Origin of the sequence: Aeromonas sp. R10-2, from assembly GCF_040908445.1 — a bacterium.
GTDB classification, from domain to species: Bacteria; Pseudomonadota; Gammaproteobacteria; order Enterobacterales; family Aeromonadaceae; genus Aeromonas; species Aeromonas veronii.
This window is the reverse complement of record NZ_JBFODS010000063.1, coordinates 1-25,024: the sequence shown is the minus strand read 5'-3', so window position 1 is coordinate 25,024 and position 25,024 is coordinate 1. Positions and strand designations below refer to the sequence as shown.

The following is a 25,024-nucleotide window of genomic DNA, read 5'->3' as shown; positions in this document are numbered from 1 at the left end:
GGCTTGGATGAGATACAAAGGGAAGAGATCAGGGCTGGATACGCGGACTCCACTCCAGCCACTCTTTCTCGGCTTTGCCGTAGAGCGGATAGCTGTGGCCCGCTTTGACGGTTGGCCCCATCTCTTTCTCCGGCGTATTGAAAGCAATGCCGCCGGCCAGCAGGCTCTGCACCGTCTCCACTTCGATAGTGCCGCCGGTCAAACCGATATCCGCCTTGACCCCGGAGACATTCCAGAAACGGGAGTTGGCCCGCACCAGATGGGCATACTCCTGATCGACGTTAACGTCGATCACCACCTCGCTGCCATCCCGAGCCAGCGCCACCTTGGTGACACTGCCCACCACCATCTTGCGAAACAGCAGCGGACTGCCGACGCTCAGGCCATTGACGGAGGGGCTCTTGAGGGTCAGGGCCAGACCCAGAGGACCGGTCTGACTCAAAGGGAAACGATCTTTGCCAGCGCCTTTACCGGGTTGTGCTTCTACAAACGCCCCCTTGATCAGGGTATCGAGGTGAGCGACACCGCCCAGCCCCAGCTTGGCCTGCACCAGAGTAAAGCGGGCACCGGACTGCAGGAAACGCTCGGCGTAGTGGCCATCGAGTTCCGCCTTGAAGATTACCTGACCCAGTGACGGCTCCAGCTCGATCTCTTCAATTTTGCCGATATCGACACCGCGATAGCGGATCGGGCTGCCAATCCCGAGCCCCGGATTGCTCTCTGCCACCAGTGACAGCTGGCGCACCTTGGCCTTGGCTTGCTCCCTGGAATCGAACAGTTGATGACTGCTGCGGCCATTGGCCAACCGATCGAACTCGATGGCACCGCGCAGCAAGGTACCGAGGTTGCCCACCTTGACCTGCACCCCATCGACCCGCACCTTGGTGTCGATGGCCGGTTTTTTCCAGAACTGAGGTTGCTGGGCGAGGAGGGGAGCATAGACCCCATCAATCTCGAGTTCGATCTCGACCCCCTCTTTGGCGGCGCGTAGCTGTTTGACCTTGCCCGCTTCCAATCCCAGATAGAGCACAGGCGAACCAATGCCGATGCCATCGGCCTGATCTGCTTTGAGCAACCAGCGCTTCGGCTTGGCATCACGGGTACCGAGCAGTGCCAGCTCCTGACTCGGGTAGAGACGGTTAATCCGCTCTCCACTACTGGCTTGTATCAGCTTGATCCCGCCTCCCAACCAGGCACTGGCCGGACTGGTTTCTACTTTGATGCCGCTCAGATCGGCATCGATCTGCAACGGGGCGGCGCGATAGAAGCGGGCACGATTGAGCAGATGGCCATAGTTCGGCGCCATCATCAGCTCAACGCTGGCATTGCCGCGCGCATCCAGGGTGAGCTGGCTGATGCGGCCCACCTGCAATCCCTTGTACCAGACAGGTGCATCCTGATTGAGCCCCGCCAGATCGTCAGCCTGCAGCACCACCTTGGTGCCGCTCTGGGGGGCGCGATCGGTCAGGGTCATCTTCTGTACCGGTTTGCCCGCCACATAGTCGAGGCGAATGGCCGGGCCGGAGAGCAGGCGATCTGCATGCTGCACGCCGGTCGCGGAGAGGGAGACGCTCTCCCACACCAGTTGACTCTTGTCGGTAATGCGGTAAGCCTGCTCCGGGTTGATCAACGCTGTGACCATCCGGCCTTTATCGGTAAGCCGAATGGGGTCGATACGACCAATCTCGATCCCCTCATAGAGGATGGGCATCCCCTCCTTGACCGGAAGATCGCCAGCCGCAATGTCGATACGCGCACCACGCGCTGCTTCCGCCAGCCCTTTGTAGAGGACGAAAGTCTGTCCCTTCTCCGGTTCCGGTGAATCTTTGGGCGAGTCAAAGGCAATGCCGCCGCTCAGAATGGAGGTGAGGCTGCCGGCCTCCACGCTGACGCCAGCCAGACTGAAGGAGCCCTTGATGCCACTGATGTTCCAGAAGCGGGTATCAGCTTTGACCAGATGTTCGAAACGCGGCTCGATCACCAGATCCAGAATGACGTTCTGGTTGTCTTGACCCAGGCGCGTATTGATGACGCTGCCAACCTCGATACCGCGGAAATAGAGCTTGGCGCCAATCCCCACCGAACCCAGCGAATCGGCGGTCAGGTGCAGCATGCGCCCCTGAGCCTGATAGCCGGGGGGAGGGCCCTCCAGTGCATCAAAGGTCTCCTCCAGCGGATTGCTTTCACGCCCCGGTTGCAGGTTGATGTAGTTGCCGGAGACTAGGGTATCGAGGCCGGAGATCTCGGTGAGCGACGCCTTGGGGCTCACCAGCCAGAAGTCGGATCCCTTGCGGATCAGCGGTCTGGCACGGCTGTCAATCTTGGCCATCACCGCAATCTTGCGGCCATCTTCAGCTAGCTCCAGCTCTTGCACCACGCCGATGGCCACCCCCTGATAACGAACCTGGGTTTTACCCGGCAAGATGCCGTTGCCCTGGGCGAAGTTGATCTGGATAAGCTGGCCACGGCTCAATACCTGCTGATAGAGAAAGCCACCTGCCAGCAGCAGGGCTATCAGGGGTAACAGCCAGACCGGCGATAACCAGCGGCGCTTTTCGATGACGGGTTCAGCCCCGATCATAGTGACTCCTTATTGGCTGGATTAAACAGCACATCAGACAAAAACAGAGAAATCATTAACGGGCCGCCTTGTCCCACAGTAAACGGGTATCGAGCATGCGGGCCGACATCATTGTCAGCACTACCACACCGGCAAAGGCGGTGGCCCCCGGGCCTGCGCGGACACTCAGCAGCACCCCCCGATCGACCAGTGCCACCATCAGCGAAATCACGAACAAGTCCAGCATCGACCAGCGACCGATAAAATCGATCACCCGATACATCACCAGTTGGCGCTTGCGCCGCACCGGTTTGGCTCGCTGCAACTGCCAGCAGATCCAGCCCAACCCCAATATCTTGCCCACGGGTACCAGTATGCTGGCGGTGAGAACTATGGTGGCAATCCCGCTCATTTTGCTGCGATATAGCATCATGATACCGCTGAAGATGGTATCTGACTGCAGTAACCCCTTGTTGTAGAAATGGGTAATTGGCAACAGATTGGCAGGCAGCAACATGAAGGTGGCGAGCGCCAGCAAGCCCCACGACCAGGCGAGGGAACGGGGAATGCGCACCTGCAATTTGCTGTTGCAACGGGGGCAGACTGCCCCGGCTTGATAGCGCACCAGCAAACCACAGGTATGGCAGCGGCAGAGTCCCATCTCACGGGCGCTGGTCATGTTCCGGCTCCTTTAACGGGATCCGCGCCCAGTAGGGGGCGGGGTCAAACAGGATCAGCAGGGTCATGTTGAGCAGCATCAGAATACCGAGACTGAGCAAGCCGCCACCGAGGCGCACATCGGCGATGTCGATCAGTTTGAACAGGGCAACCAGCAGGCTGACGATATAGACCTCCAGCATGGCCCAGTGGCGAAACACCTCGACCAGCTTCAAGGTGACGGGAAGAATGTGCCAACGTTTGGCCAGACCCGAAGCCAGCACAAAGATCCCCGCCAACAACCCCACTGGCGCCAACACGGCGCACCAGAGCACCAGGCTGGCCACCCACCATTCGCCCTCGCCAAACAGTACCAGAATACCGCGCAGCAGGTCGGCGTCGGTATTGACCCCAGCCAGCCGCAGATAGATCAGCGGTTCAAAAAAGGCGGAGGGCAGCAGCAGAAATCCGGTGATGGTCAGGGCCATCAACTGGGAGGGACGAAAGGCATAACGGCCATAGAGATGTTGGTGACAACGCGGGCAGTGGGCATGGCGACGCAGCGGCAGCGCCTTGCGCTGGATCAGCAAGTCGCACGCCGGACAGACAATTACGGAACCGGGCTCCATCATACAATTCAACCTGTTGAAGGAATTGGTGAAATTTACCCTAAAACCGGTTTCCTGTCTTGCCTGCGGCCGGAATGTTACGAAAGTATAATTGACGTTAACGTAAACGTGATATTAGATAGCCAGACTAGACAGGTGAAAGGAGTCATGATGTCCAGTTTGCCCCCTTCGGCAGGCCTGCGCTTTCGCACCGCCCTTGCCAATGAACATCCCCTGCAGATCGTCGGCACCATCAATGCCTATATGGCGCTGATGGCCGAACGCAGCGGCTTTCAAGCTCTTTATCTCTCCGGCGCCGGAGTGGCCAATGCCTCCTACGGCTTGCCGGATCTCGGCATGACCTCCCTCAACGACGTGCTGATCGATGCCGAGCGGATCACCGCCGCAACCCGTGTGCCGCTGTTGGTCGATATCGATACCGGCTGGGGGGGGGCGTTTAATATCGCCCGCACCATTCGCGCGTTCGAGCGCGCCGGAGTGGCAGCCGTGCACATGGAAGATCAGGTGGCTCAGAAGCGTTGTGGTCATCGCCCCAACAAGGCGGTGGTCACGCTGGAGGAGATGTGCGATCGCATCAAGGCAGCGGTGGATGCCCGCGAGAATAGCGAGTTCGTCATCATGGCCCGCACCGATGCACTGGCGGTGGAAGGGATGGAGTCTGCTCTTGAACGCACCGCTGCCTATGTGGCCGCCGGTGCCGACATGATCTTCGCCGAGGCGGTGACCGAGCTTGCCCAGTACGACCAGTTCAAGCTGGCGGCCAAAGTGCCGATCCTCGCCAACATGACCGAGTTCGGCAAAACCGCGCTGTTTGACAAAGAGCAACTGGCCGCCCACGGGGTCGACATGGTGCTCTACCCGTTAAGTGCCAACCGAGCCGCCAATCAGGCCGCCCTCAACGTCTATCAACATATTCGCCAGGATGGTCATCAGCGCGCTGTCGTGGAGACCATGCAGACCCGGGAGTCACTCTACGACTTCCTCGGATATCACCACTACGAACAGACACTGGATCGTCTGTTTTCAGCCAAGGAATAGGAGGCAGCTTATGGGACAGCAAAAACCGTTGGGCGGAGCCGGTCTGCGCGGCCAAAGCGCAGGGGAGACCAGTATCTGCACCGTGGGCAAGAGTGGCACCGGTCTTACCTATCGCGGTTACGACATCAAGGAGCTGGCCGACAGCGCCCAGTTCGAGGAGGTCGCCTATCTGCTGCTCAAGGGTGAGTTGCCCGGTGAGCAGCAGCTTGACGCCTACAAGCGCGAGCTGCGTCGCTTGCGCACCTTGCCCCAGCCGCTGCTGGAGGTACTGGAGCGCATTCCCGCCGATGCCCATCCCATGGATGTGCTGCGCACTGGCTGCTCCATGCTCGGTGATCTGGAGCCGGAAGATGGTTTCGAGCATGAGCATGAAGTGGCGGATCGGCTGCTGGCCGCCTTCCCGGGCATTCTGATCTACTGGTACAAGTTCAGCCACGAGGGCACACGCATCGCCCTCGATACCGACGAGGAGTGTATCGGTGGCCACTTTCTGGCGCTGCTGCACCAGAAAGCGCCGAGCGAGCTGGAGCGCCGGGTGATGCATGTCTCCCTCATCCTCTACGCCGAGCATGAGTTCAACGCCTCTACCTTTGCGGCGCGAGTTTGCGCCTCAACCCTTTCCGATATGTTCTCCTGTATCACTGCCGCCATCGGTACCCTGCGCGGCCCACTCCACGGCGGAGCCAACGAGGCAGCCATGGCGATGATCGAACACTGGCAGGATGAAACGCAGGCAAGGCGCGAACTGCTGGCCAAGCTGGCGGCCAAGGAGAAGATCATGGGCTTTGGCCACGCCATCTACCGCACCTCGGATCCGCGCAACGTCATCATCAAGGAGTGGTCGGCCAAGCTCGCCGAGGCGGTGGGGGATGATCGCCTCTATCGCGTCTCCTGCGAGGCGGAGAAGGTGATGTGGGAAGAGAAAGAGCTCTTTCCCAACGCCGACTTCTTCCATGCCAGCGCCTATCACTACATGGGGATCCCGACCAAGCTGTTCACGCCTATCTTCGTCTGCTCGCGGGTCACCGGCTGGTGCGCCCACGTGATGGAGCAGCGCGAGCACAACCGGATCATCCGCCCGAGCGCCGATTATGTCGGCCCGGCCCCCCGTCACTTTGTCTCTCTACAACAACGATAAGGAAATCACGATGTCCGCCAACGTCGACGTCAACCACAGACCCGAGCCCGATCAGGTACTGGTCGATATTGCCGATTATGTCTGCAACCACCCCGTAACCAGCGAGGCGGCTCTCGACACCGCCCGTTACTGCCTGATGGATACGCTCGGCTGTGGCCTCTTAGCCCTGCGCTTCCCCGAGTGTACCAAGCACCTTGGCCCCATCGTACCCGGTACTGTCGTGCCCCACGGTGCCCGGGTGCCCGGTACCCAGCTCTGCCTCGACCCCGTCAAGGCAGCCTGGGATATCGGTGCCATCATCCGCTGGCTTGATTACAACGACACCTGGCTGGCCGCCGAGTGGGGTCACCCCTCCGACAATCTGGGCGGTATTCTCGCCACCGCCGACTGGCTCTCCCGTACTCGCGTGGCCGAGGGCAAGGTGCCGCTCACCATGACCGATGTGCTGGTGGCCATGGTCAAAGCCCACGAAATTCAGGGGGTGCTGGCGCTGGAGAACTCCTTCAACCGGGTCGGTCTCGATCACGTGGTACTGGTCAAGGTCGCCAGTACCGCCGTGGTGACTCATATGCTTGGCGGAACCCGCGATCAGGTGATCGATGCGGTCTCCCAAGCCTGGGTCGATGGCCAGAGCCTGCGGACCTACCGTCATGCCCCCAATGCGGGGTCGCGCAAAAGCTGGGCGGCGGGGGATGCCACCTCCCGCGCAGTGCGCCTCGCCCTTATCACCATGAGCGGCGAGATGGGCTATCCAGGCGTACTGAGCGCCCCCAAGTGGGGATTCTACGATGTGCTGTTCAAGGGCAACCAGTTCGCCCTGCATCAGGAGTACGGCAGCTATGTGATGGAGAACGTGCTGTTCAAGATCTCCTATCCCGCCGAGTTCCACGCCCAGACTGCTGTGGAGTGCGCCATGAAGCTGCATGGGCAGGTGAAGGGACGGCTGGAGGAGATCGACCGTATCGAGCTCAACACCCATGAGTCGGCCATTCGTATCATCAGCAAGGTCGGCGCCCTCAATAACCCAGCCGATCGGGATCACTGCCTGCAGTACATGGTGGCGGTGCCTCTCATCTTCGGTCGCCTGATCGCCGAGGATTATGAGGACGATGTTGCCGCCGATCCCCGCATCGACGCGCTGCGTAGCAAGATGGTGGTGCAGGAGGACAAGCGTTACAGCCGCGAGTATCTGGAGGCAGACAAGCGTTCCATCGCCAACGCCATCCAGATCTTCTTCAAGGACGGCACTCACACCGCCAAGGTGGAAGTGGAGTATCCGGTCGGCCATCGTCGCCGTCGGGAGGAGGGGATCCCGCTGCTGGTGGAGAAATTCCAGCGCAATCTGGCCACCCGCTTCCCGGCCAAACGGGTCAACGATATTCTGGCCCTCTGTCAGGATGGGCCGCGCCTTGCCGCCACCCCGGTACACGCCTTTATGGATCTGCTGGTGATCTGACCGGTCTTGTATTGGGCTACATATCGGCAAACAGTGATAAACGAAAAGCGGGCTCATCGGCCCGCTTTGTTATTCCGGCGGCTGATCCCTCGATAAGCCTTACTCAAGCGCACTGCTGTCGCCGTTAAAGAGCGCCATCATGATGGCCGTCTCGCGACTGGCGATGGTCTCGAGAAACTCGTTGGCACGCCCCATCTGATGACACACCTGATAGCCGCGCTCGACAAAGGAGAAGAGCTCGCCAAGCCCCGCCAGATGGGCGGGCCCTGACACCAGCTTGAGGGTCGCCCCCAGCAGCGGCTTTCTCGCCAGTCTGTCCAGCGTCATGCCAAGCTCGCTCACCAACGCAATCTGATGTTCCCGGCGCGCCTGTTCACCCACGGCACGATAGGCGATGGTGTAATGGTCCGGCGTGATGGGATCAATGCCATCAATGCGTCGCAGCGCCACCACCATCAGGTAGTCCAGCTCTTCGGAGAGAGCGTCGAGCTCGATCGCCTGCGCCAGCACCTTGAGGCCGGACTCCGGCAACAGCCGCTCGGCAGTCGGCATCACCCGCATCACATCCGCATCGCGGCGGGCGCAATCCCCGGGGCCATAGAGATCGGTCAGAAAAAACTCGGCGGCGGGGCCGTAGCGGTCACTCTCCAGCAGATCTCGATGGGTTCGCCCCAACCGGTCGGCCTGCCACTGGCGTAGCCGATCCCGATCCTGCTGATCTTCCGGGTGGGCACGCATCTGCTCGCGCAAGGCTGCAACCCGCTTGAGCTGGCGGTAGAGCCGACCCAGGGTGCTATCGTCGTCGTGGGCATGTTCTTGATGCGTCATCTACATCTCTCTGGCCTTGGGCCCATTGATGGGGATTCAGTGATACGAAGATACAAGTGAATGAAAAACAAGCAGCTTTTGCTGACCGTTCCGTGACAAGTGTAGCGCGCACGGGGGAGGGAATAAATGCCATGCCCCGCTGATGGCCTTCATCCCTCTCGACTCTGTTAAGTGAGTCCCATTTATGTGAACCATCCTTTCATTTGTTGTGAACATGTGTTTAATATCAATAACTAACTTATGACCCAGAGTAACGACCATGTTCTTCAACTCGCTCGCTGGCAGCAGCGCACTCTCTACCATCCAGATCAGCCGTCAGCATCCGCTGGGACTGGCCGCCGCCCGGCTCGCGGCCGAAGCCATCGCTGCGGACATGAGCGAGAGCTATCAACTCGATTGCGAATGGGCAGATGAAGAAGAGACCGAGCTACACTTTCGCGGCTCAGGGGTACATGGCACTCTCACCCTGGACGATGAGAACCTGGAACTGGAAGTGCATCTTGGTTTGATGCTGTTACCGGTACGCAGCGTACTGGAGCAAGAGATCCTCGATTATGTCGACAATCGCTTACCTTGCCCCAAACGTGTTTGAAACTTTTCGTTGTACTGGCTTTAAATAAACCAGCTGTAAACGATGGCTGTTTGAAATAAGTTGGCAAGCCATATGGTTTGTCAGATTTATTATTCGGCGAGGTCTCGATTCTATTTTGTAAGTAATCTTTCATCTTTATTTCATATTTCGAGTCGGCACTTATTAATGTCATTCTGATTGCATCAAGCCTTCATCCGGATATGAGGGAAGGAGCAATTTGCCGCCTCGGTAAATTCATTTTGTAGGGAAACAACCATGCCACTGAGTGAATTTATCTCCTGCGTCGATACCGCCTGGTTACGCATGGACAGACCCAACAACCTGATGCAGATCATCGGTGTCCTGATGTTTGAAGGAGAGCTTGATGAAACGCGTCTGCGGGCCGGATTGCGCCACACCATTTCGGTGCAACCCCGCTTCCACCAGCGGGCCGTGCTGGAGGGGGGCTCCTACTACTGGCGTCATGATCCCGATTTCGATCTCGATCAGCACCTCAAGCGAGTGATCCTGCCGGGTGAAGCGGGCAAGCTGGAGCTGGAGAAGCTGGTGGCCGATCTCGCCTCGACGCCGCTCAACCACCAGCGCCCCCTGTGGGATATGCACCTCACCGACACTTCGCTGGGTGGGCAAGCGCTGGTGGTGCGCATTCACCACGCCATGGGCGACGGCTTCTCGCTGGTGCGGGCCATGCTGACCATGATGGATAACACCCCGGAAGGGGCGCCGCGACCACCGTCACCGGAGCCACTGGATGACAGCGATGACGAAGATGAGGAGGATTGCCACCAGGGCAGCCGTCTGGTGCGGGCCGGTCTCAAGCTGACCGGTAGCCTCTGGTCCAAATATGTCGAAGTGGTCACCCATCCCACCAAGGCGGTGGATTACCTCAAGACCGGGCGGGATGTGGCGAGCGAGCTGTGCAATATCGCCACCCTCGGTGATGATTCACCCTGCCGCCTGCGTGGCAAGACCACCAGCACCAAGCGGGTGGCCTGGTCGGAGCAAATTGATCTGCCGGATATCAAGGCTGTGGGCAAGGTACTGGGCTGCTCGGTCAACGATCTGCTGATCGCCGCCACCGCAGGGGCGTTTCGCCACTACCTGCAGGAGAAGGGGGATGATGCCAACAAGGTCAAGATCCGCGCCCTGGTGCCAGTCAATATGCGAGCACCGGATGATGAGGGAGCACTTGGCAACCGCTTCGGGCTGGTGGCCCTGGACTTGCCACTGGATGTTGAACACCCGTTACAGCGGCTCTATACCGTACGTGACCGGATGCAGGCGCTGCGCACTTCTCTACAACCCGTGGTGGTGCTCAACCTGTTACATGCCCTTGGCATGGCCCCCAATGCGGTGCAACAGCAGGCCGTCGAGCTGCTCACGGCCAAGGCCAGTGCAGTGATCACCAACGTGCCCGGCCCGCAGCAGACCCTCTATCTGGCTGGAGCAAAATTGCGTCAGCCGCTGTTTTGGGTGCCGCAATCGGGGGATATCGGCGTCGGCGTCTCCATCCTCTCTTACGATCACAAGGTGCAACTGGGCCTAATCACCGACAAGAGGCTGGTACCGGATCCGGATCGGGTGGTCGAGCGGTTTGCAGTGGAATTCGAGCAACTGCTGTTGCTGGTGCTGATGGAGCCGGAGCTGTTGTTTGACCCCAACGGGCTGGATGCGCTGCTCGGTTGAGCGTGCACTTAAGCGACCGGTGACGGCGTAGCCAACCGGTCAGCATCCATCATAAAAGAGGCCAACCCGCTGGTTGGCCTCTTGTTTTGTTGTCTATCCGTGGCAAGAGTGGCGGTTAATCCTCCAACTCTTCCCGCGCCGCCTCCACATCGAGGCGTTCCATCGCATCCATCGGTTCGCATTCGACCGCTTCGGCATAGAGGGCTTCGGCGGCTTTCAGGCGGCTCTTGCCGTGCAGCATCACCTGAGCGTTGGCGTACTCCATGCGGGCGATAGCCGAGCCGGGGATCAGCGCCAGCGCCTCCTTGAAGTGACGCTCGGACTCCTCCTTCTTGGCGCCATAGGTGAGGCCGCCGATCATGGCCCCCAACTTGTCGACGATCTCCGCGTGCCAGGCGCCAAAGGCAATATGGGCCTCGGCGTGATCTGGCGCCAGCTCCAGAGTCTTCTCAAGGCTTGCCTTGATCTTGTCGCCAATCCCTTGCGAGAGGGCCTTGGAGATGGAAATGACCTGACTGTAGCGACCGAGTGCCAGAGCGTGGAAATACCAGGCGTTGGCGTTCTTGGGCTGACGCTTTTGCAGCTTCTCGGCATTGCTGGCCGCCCGCTCGAAAGCGGCGCGCTTGGCATATTTGTCTTCCAGCAGATAGCTGGCATGGATCACCAGCGCTTTGTTCGCCACATTGAGGCCCGCCTCACCGGCCGCTTCGCCAAGGGCGACGGCCCGGGCAAAATCCCCGGCATGATAGGCCCGCCAGGCATCCTGTACCTGTTCATCCTCGGGCCAGGGTTCGGCATCCCCCTGATGGAGTCGCTCCCAGTTGTCCGCCAGCTTCTGGCCGGCATAGTCATAGGCCGCATCCGCGTAGGGGAAGGGGACAAATTCGAGTTGTGAAGTGGTCATGCTTGTTCTCCCTGTAGCATGTGAATCAAACCTTGTCGGTGTAGTGGTGGGCGAGGGCGCCCAGATGAGCGCGGGCATCGGCCCGCAAATAGGGTGCGACCAGCTGCATCACCTGAAAGACGCCGAGGGCGATATCGGCATCCGCCTTGGGGTGCAGTGCCCGCTGGTAAGAGATCCAGAATGTGCCAACCAGCGCCACATTGGCCGCCAGCGTGCGCATCTGTTGCGTCGTGCCCTCCATCAGCCCGACCGTTTGCAGATGGTTGCAAATGGCGATGGCGGTCTGCTCCTTGCGGCGCAGCAGGGCGGAAAAGCGCTGTTCCACCTGATGATAACCACTCATCAGGGTCGCGATATCGTAGTAAAGGAAACGGTACTGCCAGATGGCTTCAAACATCAGGTGGAGAAAGAGCCAGATATCTTCGGGCTCATCGGACGGGGTGCTGACCGCCTCCAGCAGGCGATCCATCTGCTGTTCAAATTCGCAGAACAGGGCGTTGACGATCTCCTCCTTGTTGTGGAAGTGGTAGTAGAGATTGCCCTGGCTGATCTCCATCTCGGCCGCAATGGCCGAGGTGGTGACGCTGGGTTCCCCTTGTCGATTGAAGCAGGCGAGGGCAGTGGTCAGGATCCGCTCCCGGGTACGGCGTTTGGGTTTGCGATCCATGCTACTCCTTTGGTGATGAACGGCGCACGCCGTGGCGATAGCGTTTGGCAAGCCAGTGCTGCAACTGCTCCAGCGACTTGTCGAGGGCGGCGACCGAGCCAATGCCGGGGGCCAACAGGGTGCGATCTTCATCGGCCAGTGCGGCCAGATTGAGCTCGAGGCCATGCTTGGCCAGCAGCGGCGCCAGCTCGTCACGACGCTGCCAGAGATCGCAGCGGGTATGCTGGTAAGCGTGCTCGCAGAGGCGACGACGATCCCGGTAACTGAACACATTGGTGAAGAACATCTCGCCATCGGCAGAAGAGGGCTCAAACAGCAGGGCATCGGCGTCAGGATATTGGTGTTTGTAGCGATCCATCCCCACATGCATGCGGGAGTGAATGATGGCGCGAAAAGTCTGGGCCAGCACCACCGGCAGACCGCTGTCCACCAGATTGGTCGGGGTGCCGGCGGCCATGTCCGCATCATAGGGCACCAGCGGATTGATGCAGAACACCAGATCCGCCCCCTCTTCCAGCGCTACCGAAGCGTGCAGGGTCTTGATCAGCGCCCCGTCCACATAGTAACGCCCGTTAATCAATGAAGGGGGGAAGAGGCCGGGCAGGGCGGCGGATGCCTGTACCGCCGCAGAGATGGGCACGTCATCGAGCCCCGGGCTACCGAAGGCGACCGGATGGCCGGTGTCGAGTTCGGTGGCAACCACAAACAGTCGACTGCGCAGCTGGCGGAAATCGTTGCTGCGGCCAGGGCGAGAAAAAAACTGGGTCAGGGTGCGATCCACCCCGCGGTTGTCGAACAGTCCGGTCGGAATGGCCTTGGAGAGTCCCTGCAGCGATTCAAACAGGCTGCGTTTCCAGGGCGCCGCCAGATAGTAGGTCAGGCTCTGCCACGCCAGCGGCGGGATCGAGGTCAGGCGGTCGGCATATTCACGAAAGGCGGGTCGCAGCAAGGTAGCCGGGTCAAACATCTCCCCCGAATCATCGCTGAGCAGGATCCGCACCAGCTTAGCCGGCGAGATGCCATTGGCCAGCGCCGATGCCACCACGGCCCCCGAACTGACGCCAACATAGATATCGGCATGGTCAAGGCGCAGGCCGTTGATGCTGTCAGAGAGGGCTGCGCAGGCACCGATCTCGTAGATGCCGCCGAGCGGCCCGCCGCCAGCAAGGGCAATTGCGATGGTACTCATAGCGTCGCCTCTCTATCCATGACATTCACCATGACAAGACCGGCCCAGCGCAGGGCATGGGCCGGTATCAATCACCTTCCGTCACCACAAGGGATCAGGGCAGGACGCTCTCTGCTTTGGCCTTCACCTCTTTCACCGCATCTTCCGCAGCGGAGAGGAGATCGGCGGCCTGCTCAACTACGGCCTCTTTGGCCTTGGCTACCGGCGCCTTCTTTACCGGAGGCTTGCGGGCAGCGGGCTTTTTGGCGGCAGCCGGTTTGGCTTCTGCGGCCGGGGCTTCCTCTTCCTGTGCATCCAGCAGTTGCTGGACCACATCGGTCAGCTCGGCCATGCGCTTGGAGAGCTTGTCGATATCCTTGCGGGTCGGGATGCCGAGGCTGGCCACAGCGCGGGCCACGCGATCTTCGAACACCTGCTCCAGACGGCCCCAGGTATTGGCGGTCTTGTCGGTCACAGCGGCAATCTTCTCATCTGCGCTCTGACGGGTTTTTGCTTGCAGCGCTTCACCTTCCTGCACCAGGGCTTCAAAGATCTTGCCACCCTCTTCCTGCGCTTTGGCATAGGCACCCAGACCTGCCAACCAGATCTGCTGGGTGGACTCCTTGATGGTGGAGGTGAGTTGGTTGTCGGTCACTGACCCTGCCAGCGCTTTCAATTTCTTAGCCATGATCTTCTCCTTGAATAACGACAGTTAAATGTAATGGCGACAACGAAACTGCAATCGGGTTGTGGCATTACTGATTTTTCAACTTCAGTCTAGGGACAAAAAATAGAGGGTTCTACCTAATAACGGAACAGGCACACCACCGAAATTAGGGTTTGCTCACGAACCGACAATCAAATTGCGGATTCCCATATGAATCGTGATATATCTAACAACCTAGTAACACCCTAATCAGTAGCAGGATTCTCTTTATGAACTATTTCATTACTGGCGGTAGTGGTTTTATCGGGCGTAGATTGATCAAAAAGTTATTCCAACAGCATCCCGACTGTATCGTCTATTTTCTGATGCGCGCCTCTCATCAGGATAAATTGCCGGAGTTATTTGCATTCTGGAATGTGGATGAATCGCGCGCAGTCCCGGTTTTTGGCGACATGACGCAACCGCTGCTGGGGGTATCAGTCGAGATACAGGAGCAGTTGATCGGCAAGATAGATCACTTCTTCCATCTGGCTGCCATCTATGATCTGAACGCCAAGGCCGGGATCCAGCAGCAGGTCAACACCGAAGGGACCCGTCAAGCCGTTCAACTTGCCGAGCGGCTGGGGACGAGGCAGTTCCATCACTGCAGCTCCATCGCTGCAGCGGGCCTGTTCGACGGTCTGTTTCGCGAGGACATGTTCGATGAGGCCGAACACCTCGACATGCCTTACTTCCAGACCAAGCACGAAGCGGAAGGGATTGTGCGCAATGAGTGCACCATTCCGTGGCGAGTCTATCGACCGGGGATCGTTGTCGGTGACTCCAATACCGGCGAGATGGACAAGATCGACGGCCCTTACTACTTCTTCAAGACCATTCAGAAGCTGCGCCGTCTGCTGCCGCCCTGGATGCCAGCCATCGGGGTTGAGGGCGGGCGCATCAATATCGTGCCGGTCAACTTCGTGGTCGATGCCATGGTGCATATCGCCCATCAAGAGGGCGAGGAGAACAAGACCTTCCACCTGACCGACCCCAACCCGATGCGGGTCGGCGACATGCTGAGCACCTTCTCCCGCGCCGCCCATGCGCCGGAGCCTGCGATCCGCATCAATGCCTCTCTCTTTAATTTCATTCCCCGCCACCTGACCGCCATGCTGATGACCATGGCGCCGGTGCGCCGCATCCGCGATGCCGCCATCGCCGATCTGGGTCTGCCCAAGGATGTGTTCCGCCTTATCAGTTATCCCACCCGTTTCGACAGTCGCGAAACCCAGCGAGTACTGAAAGGGACCGGTATCGAAGTGCCACCACTGCACAGCTACGCCTGGCGGCTGTGGGATTACTGGGAGCGTCACCTCGACCCGGAGCTCTTCATCGATCGCTCCTTGCGTGGTCGGGTAGAGGGCAAGGTGGTGCTGGTGACCGGGGCCACCTCCGGCATTGGCCGAGCAACCGCACGCAAGCTGGCGGGGGCAGGGGCCAACGTCGTTACCATCGCGCGCGACGAGCAGAAGATTGCCGAGACTAAAGCTGAGTTTGCCGAGCTGGGGCTGACCATCGAGATCTATCAGGGGGATCTCGCCAATCTGGCGCAAGCCGAGGAGATCACCGCTCGCATCGTGGCCGATCACGGCGGCGTCGATATTCTGGTCAACAATGCCGGCCGCTCCATCCGCCGCTCCATCGAGGACTCCTTCGATCGCTTCCACGATCTGGAGCGCACCATGCAGCTCAACTACTTCGGCGCACTCAAGGTGATCATGGGGGTGCTGCCCACCATGATTGAGAAGAAAAAAGGGCACATCATCAACATCTCCTCCATCGGGGTGTTGACCAATGCGCCGCGCTTCTCCGCCTATGTTGCCTCCAAGTCGGCCCTCGATGCCTGGGTGCGTACCGCCGCCTCCGAGTTTGCCGATAAGGGGGTCAGCTTCTCCATCATCAATATGCCGCTGGTGAAAACGCCGATGGTAGCGCCGACCAAGGTCTATGAGCAGGTACCTATGATGACGCCGGAAGAGGCGGCCGATCTGGTGTGCGATACCATCATCAACAAGCATGTGCGACTGGCCACTCGCCTCGGGGTGTTTGGTCAGGTGGTGCATGCCCTGGCACCACGTGTCGCCCAGGTGATCATGAACACCAGCTTCCGCACCTTTGCCGATCCCAAGGATGGCGACAAATCCAAAGCCACCGCCGATCAGGTTGCCGTCTCGACCCTGATCAAGGGGATACACTTCTAACCGAATGATGGGATAAAGAGATCAACAGGGGCCTGAGCAATCAGGCCCCTGTTTTATTTGGAATAACAGTTGAAGGACGAATAAGGAGGGTCAGACTCGGGACAGCAGATCAAGCAACAGACCTGTCGTGCGACGGGAGTAGAGCAGAGAGAGATGGCCAATGGCAGGCAACTCAATATCTTCCATTCCCGCCAATCGTTGCCGCTCCTGCGGCATCACCACATTGTCGTGACTGGTGCGCACCGAGATGCCGGGCACGCAAAGCGGCACAGAGGCAAAACGCTGTAACCAACCGGAACCGGGCTCCATCTCGCGGGCATTGGCCCCAAGCCCAAGGGCGGCCAGCTGACTGCCCTGATGAGGCGTAGCCAGCGTGATCAGGCGTGCGACCTTGTCACCCCCATGGAGAGCCAGATAGTCGCGGCAGACCAGTCCGCCCATGCTGTGACCGACCAGCACCAGCTTGTCAGCCCCGGTTTGCGCCAGCACATCGTCAATCCGGGTAGCCAGCAGCGGCACCATCTCATCGATATGACCAAATGGTGGCATCAAGGTAATGGTGGCAACCACATGGCCTGCGACTTCCAATCGGGCCCGCTGGGTGCGCCAGATCCCGCGACTGCAACCGTAACCATGCACCAGCAATACGGGGCGCTGGCATGGACGCAGCCGATCGGGTGCCATCAACAAAGGCTCGAACGGCAGCAACAAGGTGAAGGTGTAGAGGTAGGCAAGCATCTCCTGCGTCATCATCTTCACCCTGCGCCAGGGGCCGATAGCCGGGGAGGGGTAGAAACGGGTAAACAGCCAGCTGCCGAGCACCACCAGACAGCGCAACCCAAGCAGGGTAAACACCACAAATAGCAGGGTCAGCAGCCAAGGGAGTCCCACGACCAAGTGGGCGATACTCCCGAGGAGCAGCACCTCTACCATCAGCAGGATAAACAGGTGTCGTACGATCGTCATAAGGCCATGATCCGACCAGTCAGGCGTGGAAGTCAAATGGCACTTTGAGACAGCTTGATCCAGCGCGGCTTTTGTCGCTAAACCCCGGCGAGCTCTTTTCCGGTGAGGTTATTTGCAATACTGTATATCCATACATATACTCTATCCATCATCACCAAGAGGAGGCCATCATGGCTGTCGAGATCAAATATGTGGTTGTTCGTGGGGGAGTGGAAAAAATGACCTTTGCCAGCAAAAAAGAGGCCGATGCCTATGACAAGCTGCTGGATACGGCAGACGAGTTGATGACCCTGTTGGCTGGCGCCCCGATCGAGTTGGCGCCAGAGCAGCAAGAGAGTCTGGCATTCTACCTGGCAGAGCAGCGCGATGTGCTGCAAACCCTGCTGCGCGGCGGCAAGGTTCAGGCAGGCACGAAAGAGGAAGAGGCCCCAGCAGCCAAGCGCAAGGAGAAGCCACTAAAGCAGGTGGCCTGATTGCACAGACCTGCTATTTCTCGGGATAAACAGCTCTGTGCATTCACTTTATTTGCATTTAAAACCATTTTTACGGCTATTTACCCCGAGAATTTTTTAACCATGCTGCATATCCCATGCATAACTGAATAGCGTGCACCACTGAGCGACACCAACCAGAACTATGAGGAAATAATGAGCAAACAGTGGAGAGAACGTTATCCAGATCGCTCCCGGTTACCTTAATCAGTAACAACAAGAGGCAGTACCAATCCCAATAGAAGCCGCATTCATCTATCACGAGCCCTTTTCTAGCAACTCGGCTCACAGGCTCATATCGATTCATCTCAGCATCAACAAGCAACACCATGACTCAACAACTATTATCCTTGCCGCCAGCCATGCCGCTGTTTGACAGCCTTATCTATCTGGAGGCCGGTAACCCGCAGGTCAATCAGTACCTTGCCAACCTCAGCCTCAACGATGTGCCCGATGCAGGGCTGGTTTACGAGCTGGCGGTCGATTGGCTGCTGGAGCAGCGCAACAGCGAAAACAACTACAAAACTTATCGCAGCGAACTGACCACTTTTTTGCACTGGTGCTTTCGCGAGGCGGCCATCAGCCCGAAAGATCTCACTCGCCGCATCATGATCCGCTATCTCGACTACTGTCAGTCCCCCCCTGACGAGTTGATCGCCTATCGCAACGTGGCGCAGTTTGTCCTCGACAAGGAGTGGGGAGAGCGGTTGCCCAATCCACAATGGCGACCGTTTCTCGGTAAGCGGGAGCTGGGCCGCACCTTGCCCTATCGTCTTAGCGAGCAGGCGATGAAGACCAAACTGGCCATCCTGTCGGCCTTCTTCCAGTTCCTGATCCAGGAGGAGTACATGGACAGGAATCCCGCTCTGCTACTGCAGCGGGTCAGACGGCCGCAACAGCAGGAGGCCGATGATCAGGTGCAGGCCTTCAGCGAGTTGCAGTGGTCATACGTGATGCAAGCTGCCGATACCCTTGCCAACGACCATCCGGAGCAGCATGAGCGCAGCCGTTTTCTCACCATTCTGATGTACGCCTGCTATCTGCGGATCTCTGAGGTTGCTGCCCGGCCGGGCTTTACACCTGTGATGGGGCAGTTCAGGCGGGATCGCAAAACCGGCGTCTGGGGCTACTTTATTCCGCAAAGCAAAGGGGGAAAACGGCGTACCGTGGCGGTATCCCAAGCGCTGTTGGCGGCACTCGAACGCTACCGCCGTTTCCTCGGTCTCTCTCCCTTGCCGACACCGGATGAACAGACGCCACTGTTCGTTCGCCATAAAGCGGCAGCACATGGTCGCGATCAGGGGGAACTCAACGCCAACCTTGGAATTCGCCAGTTACGGGATTTGATCATGGTGATCATCGGTAAAGGCGCAGAATTGGCAGAGCAGGATGGATTTGTCCAGGATGCGGCCGAAATGCGGCAACTCTCTCCCCATGCGATCCGCCATACCGGGATCACCCATGACATCAATCTGCACGGGCGGCCGCTCTCCCACGTACAGGCCGATGCAGGACATGACAGCATCGACACCACTTCGAAATACCTGCACACCAGCAACAGTGAACGACATGAGAGCGCCCAGCAAAAGCCGCTGGACCGACTGAACCAACAAGTGAGAGATAACGTTCACAAAAGCTAACGAACAACGTGACATGACCCTGATTTGTATTGACTGCTCTTAGAAAACAGAATGGCTTGTTTGGGGTGTCATAGAAGTTGGCTCGGCAATGTTGTCTTCTCTGGATGACAATCGGTTCAGGAAATATTTTTGGCTCACATGGATGATTCAGAACAGGCTCCTTGCCATCTGCGGCATACATATTTATCCCCTAGCAGAGAAGCAAAAAACGAAATTGCTTGCTGAAACACCGAGAACACTCGATGCCGAAAGCTAAGTAACATGCCGGAAGCAGTCATATTCGGTTGAACAGCGCCTTGTTATCACACTTGCATATCCAGTCATCATTGGTGATATTGATATCAATATTAACAAAATACCAAGGAGCGGGTATGCAAGTGGCAGTGGTGGAAAAGACCTTCAGGATCGTTGGCAAAGGGTCCCTCATAGCCCAGTTCACCTTTATCTCTTCAGGCACGCTGCATATCTGGTTTCCGGATGTGGGCCTGCAGATGGAGGCCCACTGCAAAGAGTTGCGTATCGAAGATTGCACCATTATCTATACCAATGGCCTCCATCACGGCCAGCCCAGAGCACTCTGGTCCTTAACCCTCCATCCCGATGATATGAACGAGCTCAAACGCATATTGCAGCAGTTCAACAGCAACCTCTACTTGACCAGCCAGCCACCCACATTGGCCATCGCCAAACGTGCCTTGAATATGAATTGACCCGACTTCCAAAAGAGTCGCAATCATGCCAGCCACAACAATAAGCCGTGAGGATTAAGGGGAGGGGAATCTACCGCGATAGTCGGCATTTTTATGGCTGTTTTACAAAAAGGAGTATCAATATTTCCAGAGAGAGACCTCTCAAGTAGGGGACAAATACTTCTAAGAATATTCACGGTAATGACGTTGGTTATAACGGTGCAAATCAATCTTAACGTTCCATTGGTGAGGGGTATCCAGCGCGACGTACTGATTTAATAGTGGACTCTTGTATCAAAATGGGACATTTCGGTGATGTGGGGCAGGGCGGTTGACTCTGTTATTCTGTTGTCGCTGCAAGAGCATCTGCAGGGGGAATAAACCAGATATCGTCCTCCTGCTTTGGGCAGTCAGATCGCTGGAGGTCTGTATGTAGCCTCGATCCTGATCGATTTCCGAACCTTTAAGCTAAGGAAAAGCTGCGGGCTGCTGCTTTCAATAAGCCCTGTTATCTCTCACAATGATGCCGATAACCCTATTTATCGGCATCGGCTGAAAAGGTCAGGCATGTCCGAACATCAAAAAGATCCATTGATTCAGCGGCTGGAATTGTCCATGGCAGATATAGAACAGGGGCTCACTTACAGCCTGTCTGAAGCACGGTCAGCTCTTGCTCAGCGCAGTTCTAGATCAGAGCCGTCAAATTCACGTGACTTGAATGGTTTTTTTGATACCGAACTGGCATCCCTAGATTTCCAGACTGATCGCGAGGATGTCATCACAGTGCGTGGGCCAGACCAGGAGGAACATCCGTCAGAAGCTGCTCCTGATGAGTAATTCTTTATTGTTCAGTTGATTTCGGTGACTTGTTGGATGCATCCCAATCCCAACCGATTTCGTCAGGATCGACCTTGGCCAGTAGCTCCGGCGATAATCCTGGCGCTCTAAACCCACATCGGTCTAAACCCGCATCGGTCCCCAATCTGTTTCACCTGGTGACGTGGCATTGGGGTCACACTGAGCCAACAGTTCTTCCAGCGTGTAGCACGGCTGACCATTCAGTTTTACGCGAGCACGTTCTACATCATCCAACGCAGCTTTCAGCAGCGCCGGATCACCATCTTCAAGAGCTGCCAGCAGATAGGCAACCATGTCGGCCTTTGTTCAGTTCTCTTCATTCCGTCCTCCCGCACCCGCCATTGCGCATAATTAATGGTTACGTTAAAAAGACCCCCATTTCCGCGACTGGCAATATTGCCAGATTCAAGCGGTAAAAATGGAATGGAACGTAATATTACAAAAAACTTTATCTTTAGGTGGTTTGAGTGCGGTTTGAGTCCAGAAGAAACGGCAAAATTATGTTTTGTTTCTGTGACAGAGGTCACGCTATGGGACGAAGGGAAAAAGATCCCAGACGTGTGTAAAAGGGTTATGCGGATGGCAACAGGACGGGAGTTGCCTACCGTCTTCACCCGATATTGGGACGGGTGGAGGATGTCCGGTCATCATTTAATCACCCCTGCTGGCACCTATTTGTCAAGGCAGCGGCTAGAAATCATCGAATCATTCGGGGCTGAAGACCTGAAGGCGCTGAAAGTGAGTGCGGCGCTGAGGCGTTTGCCTACCTCAGAACGCTGACAGAGTGAAAAGAAGGTTTATTAAGGGATTGGGGGCGAAGTGATCCCCCCAATCCCCTGCTCAAGGGTATATTTCGTGGGGTAGTCAATCACTAAATCGGAACCCCACGAGTGGGGCCCCCGCGATTTAGCGTTTGACTAGGCCAAGCCGGATAAGGCTATTTAACATAAAAAAGCCATTACGCAGTGTTAGAAAACCCCGCCTGTTTGGAAATTGAAGAACTGGCAGAGGTATGTGCAGGAACGCACACGGTACGATGTCCGGTTATCACAATGCAAGCTTTGGGCGGGGGCGCGGCAGTGTCTCGCAAGCGCCCGCAGTTACCCACCGCTCGGCCCCCCTTCTCCACAGGCGAGCCCCCCTTGCCCCCGCAGTCAGGGCCACAGTCCGCAGGTTAAATCAGCTCTCTTTGTTTTTTGTTTTTCAGGGCGTAGGGCCTCCCCATGCCCACTCGTGGCGATTGTTTCTTGCCTTCGCTTCGCTCAGGGCGGCCTACGGCCGCAGGGCGGAAACTTAGACTCCGGTGGTTATCGGGAGGCTATACGCGCCTTGTTCCAAGGCGAAGGCCCCCAACAGCGGGGACATCTCCCCGTTGGGGAGACCGGGGGACTGCCTGATGGATAAGGGGTTCCGAGCCGTGGATAACTGCAAAAGAAAAAGGCGCTCACTCGACCCAACCGCGCCCCCTACAGCTTGCATCTGGAGGGGGAGGGGGTGAGGCGCGCGCGCCCATCACATACTTTATCAGGGGTCAAACAGAGTGGATCAGAGTGTAGCCCTGATGGTATTGGAGAGATCGGGTAAGGGTTAGCTGCCCGTAGTAGTTGAGACGGGCTTTAAGGCCATACTTGCGCAGCCAGTAGTTACGGCGGACGACCTTGCCGAACTCGGGATGGCGCATAGCTGTAGCATGGTTGACGATGCCCCAGCGGAGCAAAACAAGGATCATGGGGATGTTTTGGCGGCGGGCAACGTGGTCGGCAAACCGCATGATGGCCCAGCGGGGGATCTGCAAGGGATTGGTGATCGGGAATCGGAATTGATAGACGGGCGGGGTTGACCTGGATGATGCAACAGCGCCGGATGACTTGGCTTTTTGCACGGGTTTATCTCCATACCACTGATGGATGTATTTTGCTGGCAGAATGCTGTAGCAGGCCCGCATATCGACAAAGCGGGGCTCTGTATAGCGTTCACAGTCGGGCGTTGCGTCTATGGCGTCAGGGTGGAGATAAGCGTCTTTGTAGTCGCCATTGCTGAGCTTGATCCGGCACTTGATAAGCCCCTTTGAATCACGTATCGGGAAATCAAACAGTTCTTTGCCGTCATCGAACTCTTGGGCGGTGTCATAGGCCTTGTAGAGCCAACGGCCCCATGTGTACTTTGTGCCGCAGGGGCTACCCGTGGCTTTGCTCTTGCCCTTGAAATAGGAGGCCACATGGACGCGGGGAACGCGCAGGCCGAACTTGATAACGAGGCGGGCAATCCAGATAAGGGGATAGACGAGAAAGCCCTTGGCCCCCATGGACGAGCTGAACATGGTATCGGAGCTGTAGCACCAGCAGATGGTACGGCACAGGGCGTTCACGATCTGCTTGTCGATTGACTCGATATCCTGCACACCAAGGAAGGCATTCCAGCCCCGTTTACGGACGAGACGGAGCCATTTAATCAACTGGGCGCGGTCTGGGTTGTTCCACTCACGAGTGTTCATAAAGAACGCCGTTTCATCGAGCGCCAAACAGCCATTTTTGGATTCATCATAGATCTGCTCTTGGTCTGACCGGAGCGCGGTTTTCTTGGGGCGCTCATACGCATAGCCAAGGTTCTCAAGGTCGGAAGAACGGGGCTCTTCAGGCAATCTGATGATCGGGGTTGCTTTACCCTTCTCGTTGAGAGGCATGTGCTCGGGATAGACATCAATGTTTGTCGCAACTGGCCGCCCCTCATTGAGGTAGCCGACCATGATGGAGACCATTGTTACAGACTTACCAGCCCCAACGGGGCCAGTGACGAAATACGGCGCTTTCATGAAACCTCCCGAATTACAGTAACTGTTACGTTATTTCGCATCATAAGCAGCACGAGCAACAGACATCTGCCAGATAAAGAGCCATTGAGCCGTTCTGGCAGTGGCAATTAACGCCATGACATGAGGGGTATTAGATGGCAAAAGAGAAAGGCCAAACAATACAAGCGGCTGATTCATGCCAGTGGTTAACGTTGCAAGAATGCCGGATAGGGCAGCAGTAAATGTAACAACCATCACCGACATGGCAGCAATAAGGGCAATAAGAGCGGCTTTCTTTGACATGAGGCCGACAATTTTGGCAAAAAATGAGCCAAAGCGTTCTATAAGCAAACCGATAAGTATTTTCATAATCAACGACTCCCGAGGACTTGAACCATTGTTTTATTCCAAAGAACAAACAAATAAAGGCCAAATAACATATAGAGGAACCAATATATTAACGGGTGATATGTCTCATTGTAATTCTGACAAAAAAGGCCGTAATCATTAGCCTTTGAGGTCAAGCCAGATATGGTGAATGTAAAAGGGAATGGCTTACAATTACCAACAGGCCAAACCCATTGGGGGAATATTGGCGTTGAAGATGGCGGCGCATTATTAGCAGCATCAGTAATTTGCTGCTCAAGCCATGTTTTATCCTCGGCGAGCTTTTCAAGAGCGCTTTCAGCAGGTTTCAAAGCCTCTTGCGCTTTGGTGGCTGCCTCTTGATCTGCTTTGGCCTCTGCTTCTTTCTCTTTATTGAGGGTCTCTTCGAGCTGAGCTTGTGTAAGAGGCTCTTTGAGCTTGTCGTTAGCAGAACCTACAATGCCCTCTGGGGTAATACCCTGTTGAAGCTGTGACAAGAGCTGCTGAAGCTGTTGAAGCTTCTCCGCGAATTCAACTTCGAAGTGCGACACTCGCCTATGCCGCCTGACGGTACTCTTCGAATACCTTGACAGGCTGCCTGAATCCGAGACATTTCCGAGGTCGTAGGTTGAGCCACTGCTCCGCTCTCCTGACATCCTCGTCCGTGACCTCTCTCAGGTCTGTTCCCTTTGGGATAAACTGCCTCAACAGCCCATTGCTGTTCTCGTTCAGACCGCGCTCCCACGAAGAGTAAGGGTGCGCAAAGTAAGTCTCGGCACCCAGCGCTTCCTCTATCGCCTTGTGTTCGGCAAACTCGCCGCCGTTGTCAAAGGTGATGGTATGCACCTGCTCGATGTAGGGCGTTAACATCTCGATTATCGCATCCCGCACCACCCCAGCCTGTTTGCTCGCGACCCGCTTGACCAGATAGAGCCGGCTCTTGCGCTCCACCAGGGTGACCAGTGCACCTGTGCCTTGCTTGCCCAGCAC

24 protein-coding genes and 1 pseudogene are annotated in these 25,024 nt (G+C 57.2%); 11 read left to right on the top strand and 14 right to left on the bottom strand.

The window, feature by feature from the left end; all coding sequences use genetic code 11:
• Window positions 1-28 precede the first annotated feature (28 nt).
• Genes AB5Y97_RS12960 through AB5Y97_RS12950 form a run of 3 tightly spaced genes read right to left on the bottom strand, consistent with a single transcriptional unit; the run spans window position 29 to window position 3,849 of the window.
• Window positions 29-2,581 (bottom strand): MlaD family protein, encoded by a 2,553-nt coding sequence (locus AB5Y97_RS12960; protein ID WP_201946495.1) that lies wholly within the window; start codon window positions 2,579-2,581, stop codon window positions 29-31.
• A 55-nt stretch (window positions 2,582-2,636) separates the two neighbouring features.
• Window positions 2,637-3,239 carry a paraquat-inducible protein A gene (locus AB5Y97_RS12955; protein ID WP_100653768.1) on the bottom strand — a complete coding sequence of 201 codons (603 nt, stop codon included), beginning with the start codon at window positions 3,237-3,239 and terminating at the stop codon, window positions 2,637-2,639.
• Window positions 3,223-3,849 carry a paraquat-inducible protein A gene (locus AB5Y97_RS12950; protein ID WP_005345516.1) on the bottom strand — a complete coding sequence of 209 codons (627 nt, stop codon included), beginning with the start codon at window positions 3,847-3,849 and terminating at the stop codon, window positions 3,223-3,225. The genes AB5Y97_RS12955 and AB5Y97_RS12950 overlap by 17 nt, the downstream gene beginning before the upstream one ends.
• 147 nt (window positions 3,850-3,996) lie before the next feature.
• Here AB5Y97_RS12950 and prpB point away from each other — a divergent pair, with 147 nt between their 5' ends.
• Genes prpB through AB5Y97_RS12935 form a run of 3 tightly spaced genes read left to right on the top strand, consistent with a single transcriptional unit; the run spans window position 3,997 to window position 7,478 of the window.
• Complete coding sequence (gene prpB, locus AB5Y97_RS12945; RefSeq protein WP_201946588.1) at window positions 3,997-4,884, top strand: methylisocitrate lyase; 888 nt, start codon at window positions 3,997-3,999, stop codon at window positions 4,882-4,884.
• Window positions 4,885-4,894: 10 nt separating this feature from the next.
• Complete coding sequence (gene prpC / locus AB5Y97_RS12940) at window positions 4,895-6,022, top strand: 2-methylcitrate synthase (RefSeq protein WP_219594252.1); 1,128 nt, start codon at window positions 4,895-4,897, stop codon at window positions 6,020-6,022.
• Between the two features lie 10 nt (window positions 6,023-6,032).
• The gene (locus tag AB5Y97_RS12935; RefSeq protein WP_201946499.1) at window positions 6,033-7,478 is read left to right on the top strand and encodes a bifunctional 2-methylcitrate dehydratase/aconitate hydratase; all 1,446 of its coding nucleotides are present in this window, start codon (window positions 6,033-6,035) and stop codon (window positions 7,476-7,478) included.
• 99 nt (window positions 7,479-7,577) lie between these two features.
• Here the strand turns inward: AB5Y97_RS12935 and AB5Y97_RS12930 are convergent, their stop codons facing one another.
• A complete protein-coding gene (locus AB5Y97_RS12930; protein WP_201946501.1) occupies window positions 7,578-8,306 on the bottom strand; it encodes a hypothetical protein in 729 nt (242 codons plus the stop codon).
• Window positions 8,307-8,565: 259 nt separating this feature from the next.
• Here AB5Y97_RS12930 and AB5Y97_RS12925 point away from each other — a divergent pair, with 259 nt between their 5' ends.
• Together AB5Y97_RS12925 and AB5Y97_RS12920 are read left to right on the top strand one after the other, a co-directional pair.
• A complete protein-coding gene (locus tag AB5Y97_RS12925; RefSeq protein WP_120414265.1) occupies window positions 8,566-8,898 on the top strand; it encodes a polyhydroxyalkanoic acid system family protein in 333 nt (110 codons plus the stop codon).
• A 255-nt stretch (window positions 8,899-9,153) separates the two neighbouring features.
• Entirely contained in the window at window positions 9,154-10,584 is a 1,431-nt protein-coding gene (locus tag AB5Y97_RS12920) for a wax ester/triacylglycerol synthase family O-acyltransferase (RefSeq protein WP_201946503.1), read from the top strand.
• Window positions 10,585-10,699: 115 nt separating this feature from the next.
• On the opposite strand, the gene AB5Y97_RS12915 is transcribed toward AB5Y97_RS12920, so the two are convergent.
• From AB5Y97_RS12915 to AB5Y97_RS12900, 4 genes are all read right to left on the bottom strand, one after another.
• On the bottom strand, window positions 10,700-11,488 hold the full coding sequence (locus tag AB5Y97_RS12915) for a hypothetical protein (protein ID WP_201946505.1): 789 nt from the start codon (window positions 11,486-11,488) through the stop codon (window positions 10,700-10,702).
• 25 nt (window positions 11,489-11,513) lie between these two features.
• A complete protein-coding gene (locus AB5Y97_RS12910) occupies window positions 11,514-12,155 on the bottom strand; it encodes a TetR/AcrR family transcriptional regulator (RefSeq protein WP_021230121.1) in 642 nt (213 codons plus the stop codon).
• 1 nt (window position 12,156) lies between these two features.
• Window positions 12,157-13,344 (bottom strand): patatin-like phospholipase family protein, encoded by a 1,188-nt coding sequence (locus tag AB5Y97_RS12905; RefSeq protein ID WP_106843705.1) that lies wholly within the window; start codon window positions 13,342-13,344, stop codon window positions 12,157-12,159.
• A 94-nt stretch (window positions 13,345-13,438) separates the two neighbouring features.
• The gene (locus AB5Y97_RS12900; protein ID WP_005333118.1) at window positions 13,439-14,011 is read right to left on the bottom strand and encodes a phasin family protein; all 573 of its coding nucleotides are present in this window, start codon (window positions 14,009-14,011) and stop codon (window positions 13,439-13,441) included.
• A gap of 248 nt (window positions 14,012-14,259) precedes the next feature.
• Here AB5Y97_RS12900 and AB5Y97_RS12895 point away from each other — a divergent pair, with 248 nt between their 5' ends.
• On the top strand, window positions 14,260-16,233 hold the full coding sequence (locus AB5Y97_RS12895) for an SDR family oxidoreductase (protein ID WP_201946507.1): 1,974 nt from the start codon (window positions 14,260-14,262) through the stop codon (window positions 16,231-16,233).
• Between the two features lie 90 nt (window positions 16,234-16,323).
• Here AB5Y97_RS12895 and AB5Y97_RS12890 read toward each other — a convergent pair whose 3' ends face one another.
• Window positions 16,324-17,199, bottom strand: a complete 876-nt coding sequence (locus AB5Y97_RS12890; RefSeq protein ID WP_139741230.1) for a triacylglycerol lipase — start codon at window positions 17,197-17,199, stop codon at window positions 16,324-16,326.
• 170 nt (window positions 17,200-17,369) lie between these two features.
• Here AB5Y97_RS12890 and AB5Y97_RS12885 point away from each other — a divergent pair, with 170 nt between their 5' ends.
• The 4 genes from AB5Y97_RS12885 (at window position 17,370) to AB5Y97_RS12870 (ending at window position 20,856) form a co-directional block, all read left to right on the top strand.
• Window positions 17,370-17,672, top strand: coding sequence for a YebG family protein (locus tag AB5Y97_RS12885; RefSeq protein ID WP_005333111.1), 303 nt, complete (start codon window positions 17,370-17,372; stop codon window positions 17,670-17,672).
• Window positions 17,673-18,052: 380 nt separating this feature from the next.
• A complete protein-coding gene (locus AB5Y97_RS12880; protein WP_368158135.1) occupies window positions 18,053-19,330 on the top strand; it encodes a tyrosine-type recombinase/integrase in 1,278 nt (425 codons plus the stop codon).
• Between the two features lie 371 nt (window positions 19,331-19,701).
• A complete protein-coding gene (locus tag AB5Y97_RS12875) occupies window positions 19,702-20,040 on the top strand; it encodes a hypothetical protein (protein ID WP_129504062.1) in 339 nt (112 codons plus the stop codon).
• A gap of 546 nt (window positions 20,041-20,586) precedes the next feature.
• Window positions 20,587-20,856: a hypothetical protein gene (locus tag AB5Y97_RS12870; RefSeq protein ID WP_129504061.1), complete on the top strand. Its 270-nt coding sequence runs from the start codon at window positions 20,587-20,589 to the stop codon at window positions 20,854-20,856.
• Window positions 20,857-20,979: 123 nt separating this feature from the next.
• Here AB5Y97_RS12870 and AB5Y97_RS12865 read toward each other — a convergent pair whose 3' ends face one another.
• Entirely contained in the window at window positions 20,980-21,171 is a 192-nt protein-coding gene (locus AB5Y97_RS12865) for a hypothetical protein (protein ID WP_234920538.1), read from the bottom strand.
• 129 nt (window positions 21,172-21,300) lie between these two features.
• Here AB5Y97_RS12865 and AB5Y97_RS12860 point away from each other — a divergent pair, with 129 nt between their 5' ends.
• The gene (locus AB5Y97_RS12860; RefSeq protein ID WP_368158113.1) at window positions 21,301-21,657 is read left to right on the top strand and encodes a DUF3653 domain-containing protein; all 357 of its coding nucleotides are present in this window, start codon (window positions 21,301-21,303) and stop codon (window positions 21,655-21,657) included.
• Between the two features lie 751 nt (window positions 21,658-22,408).
• On the opposite strand, the gene AB5Y97_RS12855 is transcribed toward AB5Y97_RS12860, so the two are convergent.
• The 4 genes and pseudogenes from AB5Y97_RS12855 to AB5Y97_RS12840 all read right to left on the bottom strand — a co-directional run.
• Window positions 22,409-23,689 (bottom strand): zonular occludens toxin domain-containing protein, encoded by a 1,281-nt coding sequence (locus tag AB5Y97_RS12855; protein WP_368158111.1) that lies wholly within the window; start codon window positions 23,687-23,689, stop codon window positions 22,409-22,411.
• 30 nt (window positions 23,690-23,719) lie between these two features.
• A complete protein-coding gene (locus AB5Y97_RS12850) occupies window positions 23,720-24,037 on the bottom strand; it encodes a hypothetical protein (protein WP_368158109.1) in 318 nt (105 codons plus the stop codon).
• A 2-nt stretch (window positions 24,038-24,039) separates the two neighbouring features.
• Window positions 24,040-24,585 (bottom strand): hypothetical protein, encoded by a 546-nt coding sequence (locus tag AB5Y97_RS12845; protein ID WP_368158107.1) that lies wholly within the window; start codon window positions 24,583-24,585, stop codon window positions 24,040-24,042.
• A gap of 4 nt (window positions 24,586-24,589) precedes the next feature.
• A pseudogene (locus AB5Y97_RS12840) lies at window positions 24,590-25,024 on the bottom strand (IS30-like element ISAs2 family transposase); the annotation flags it as partial.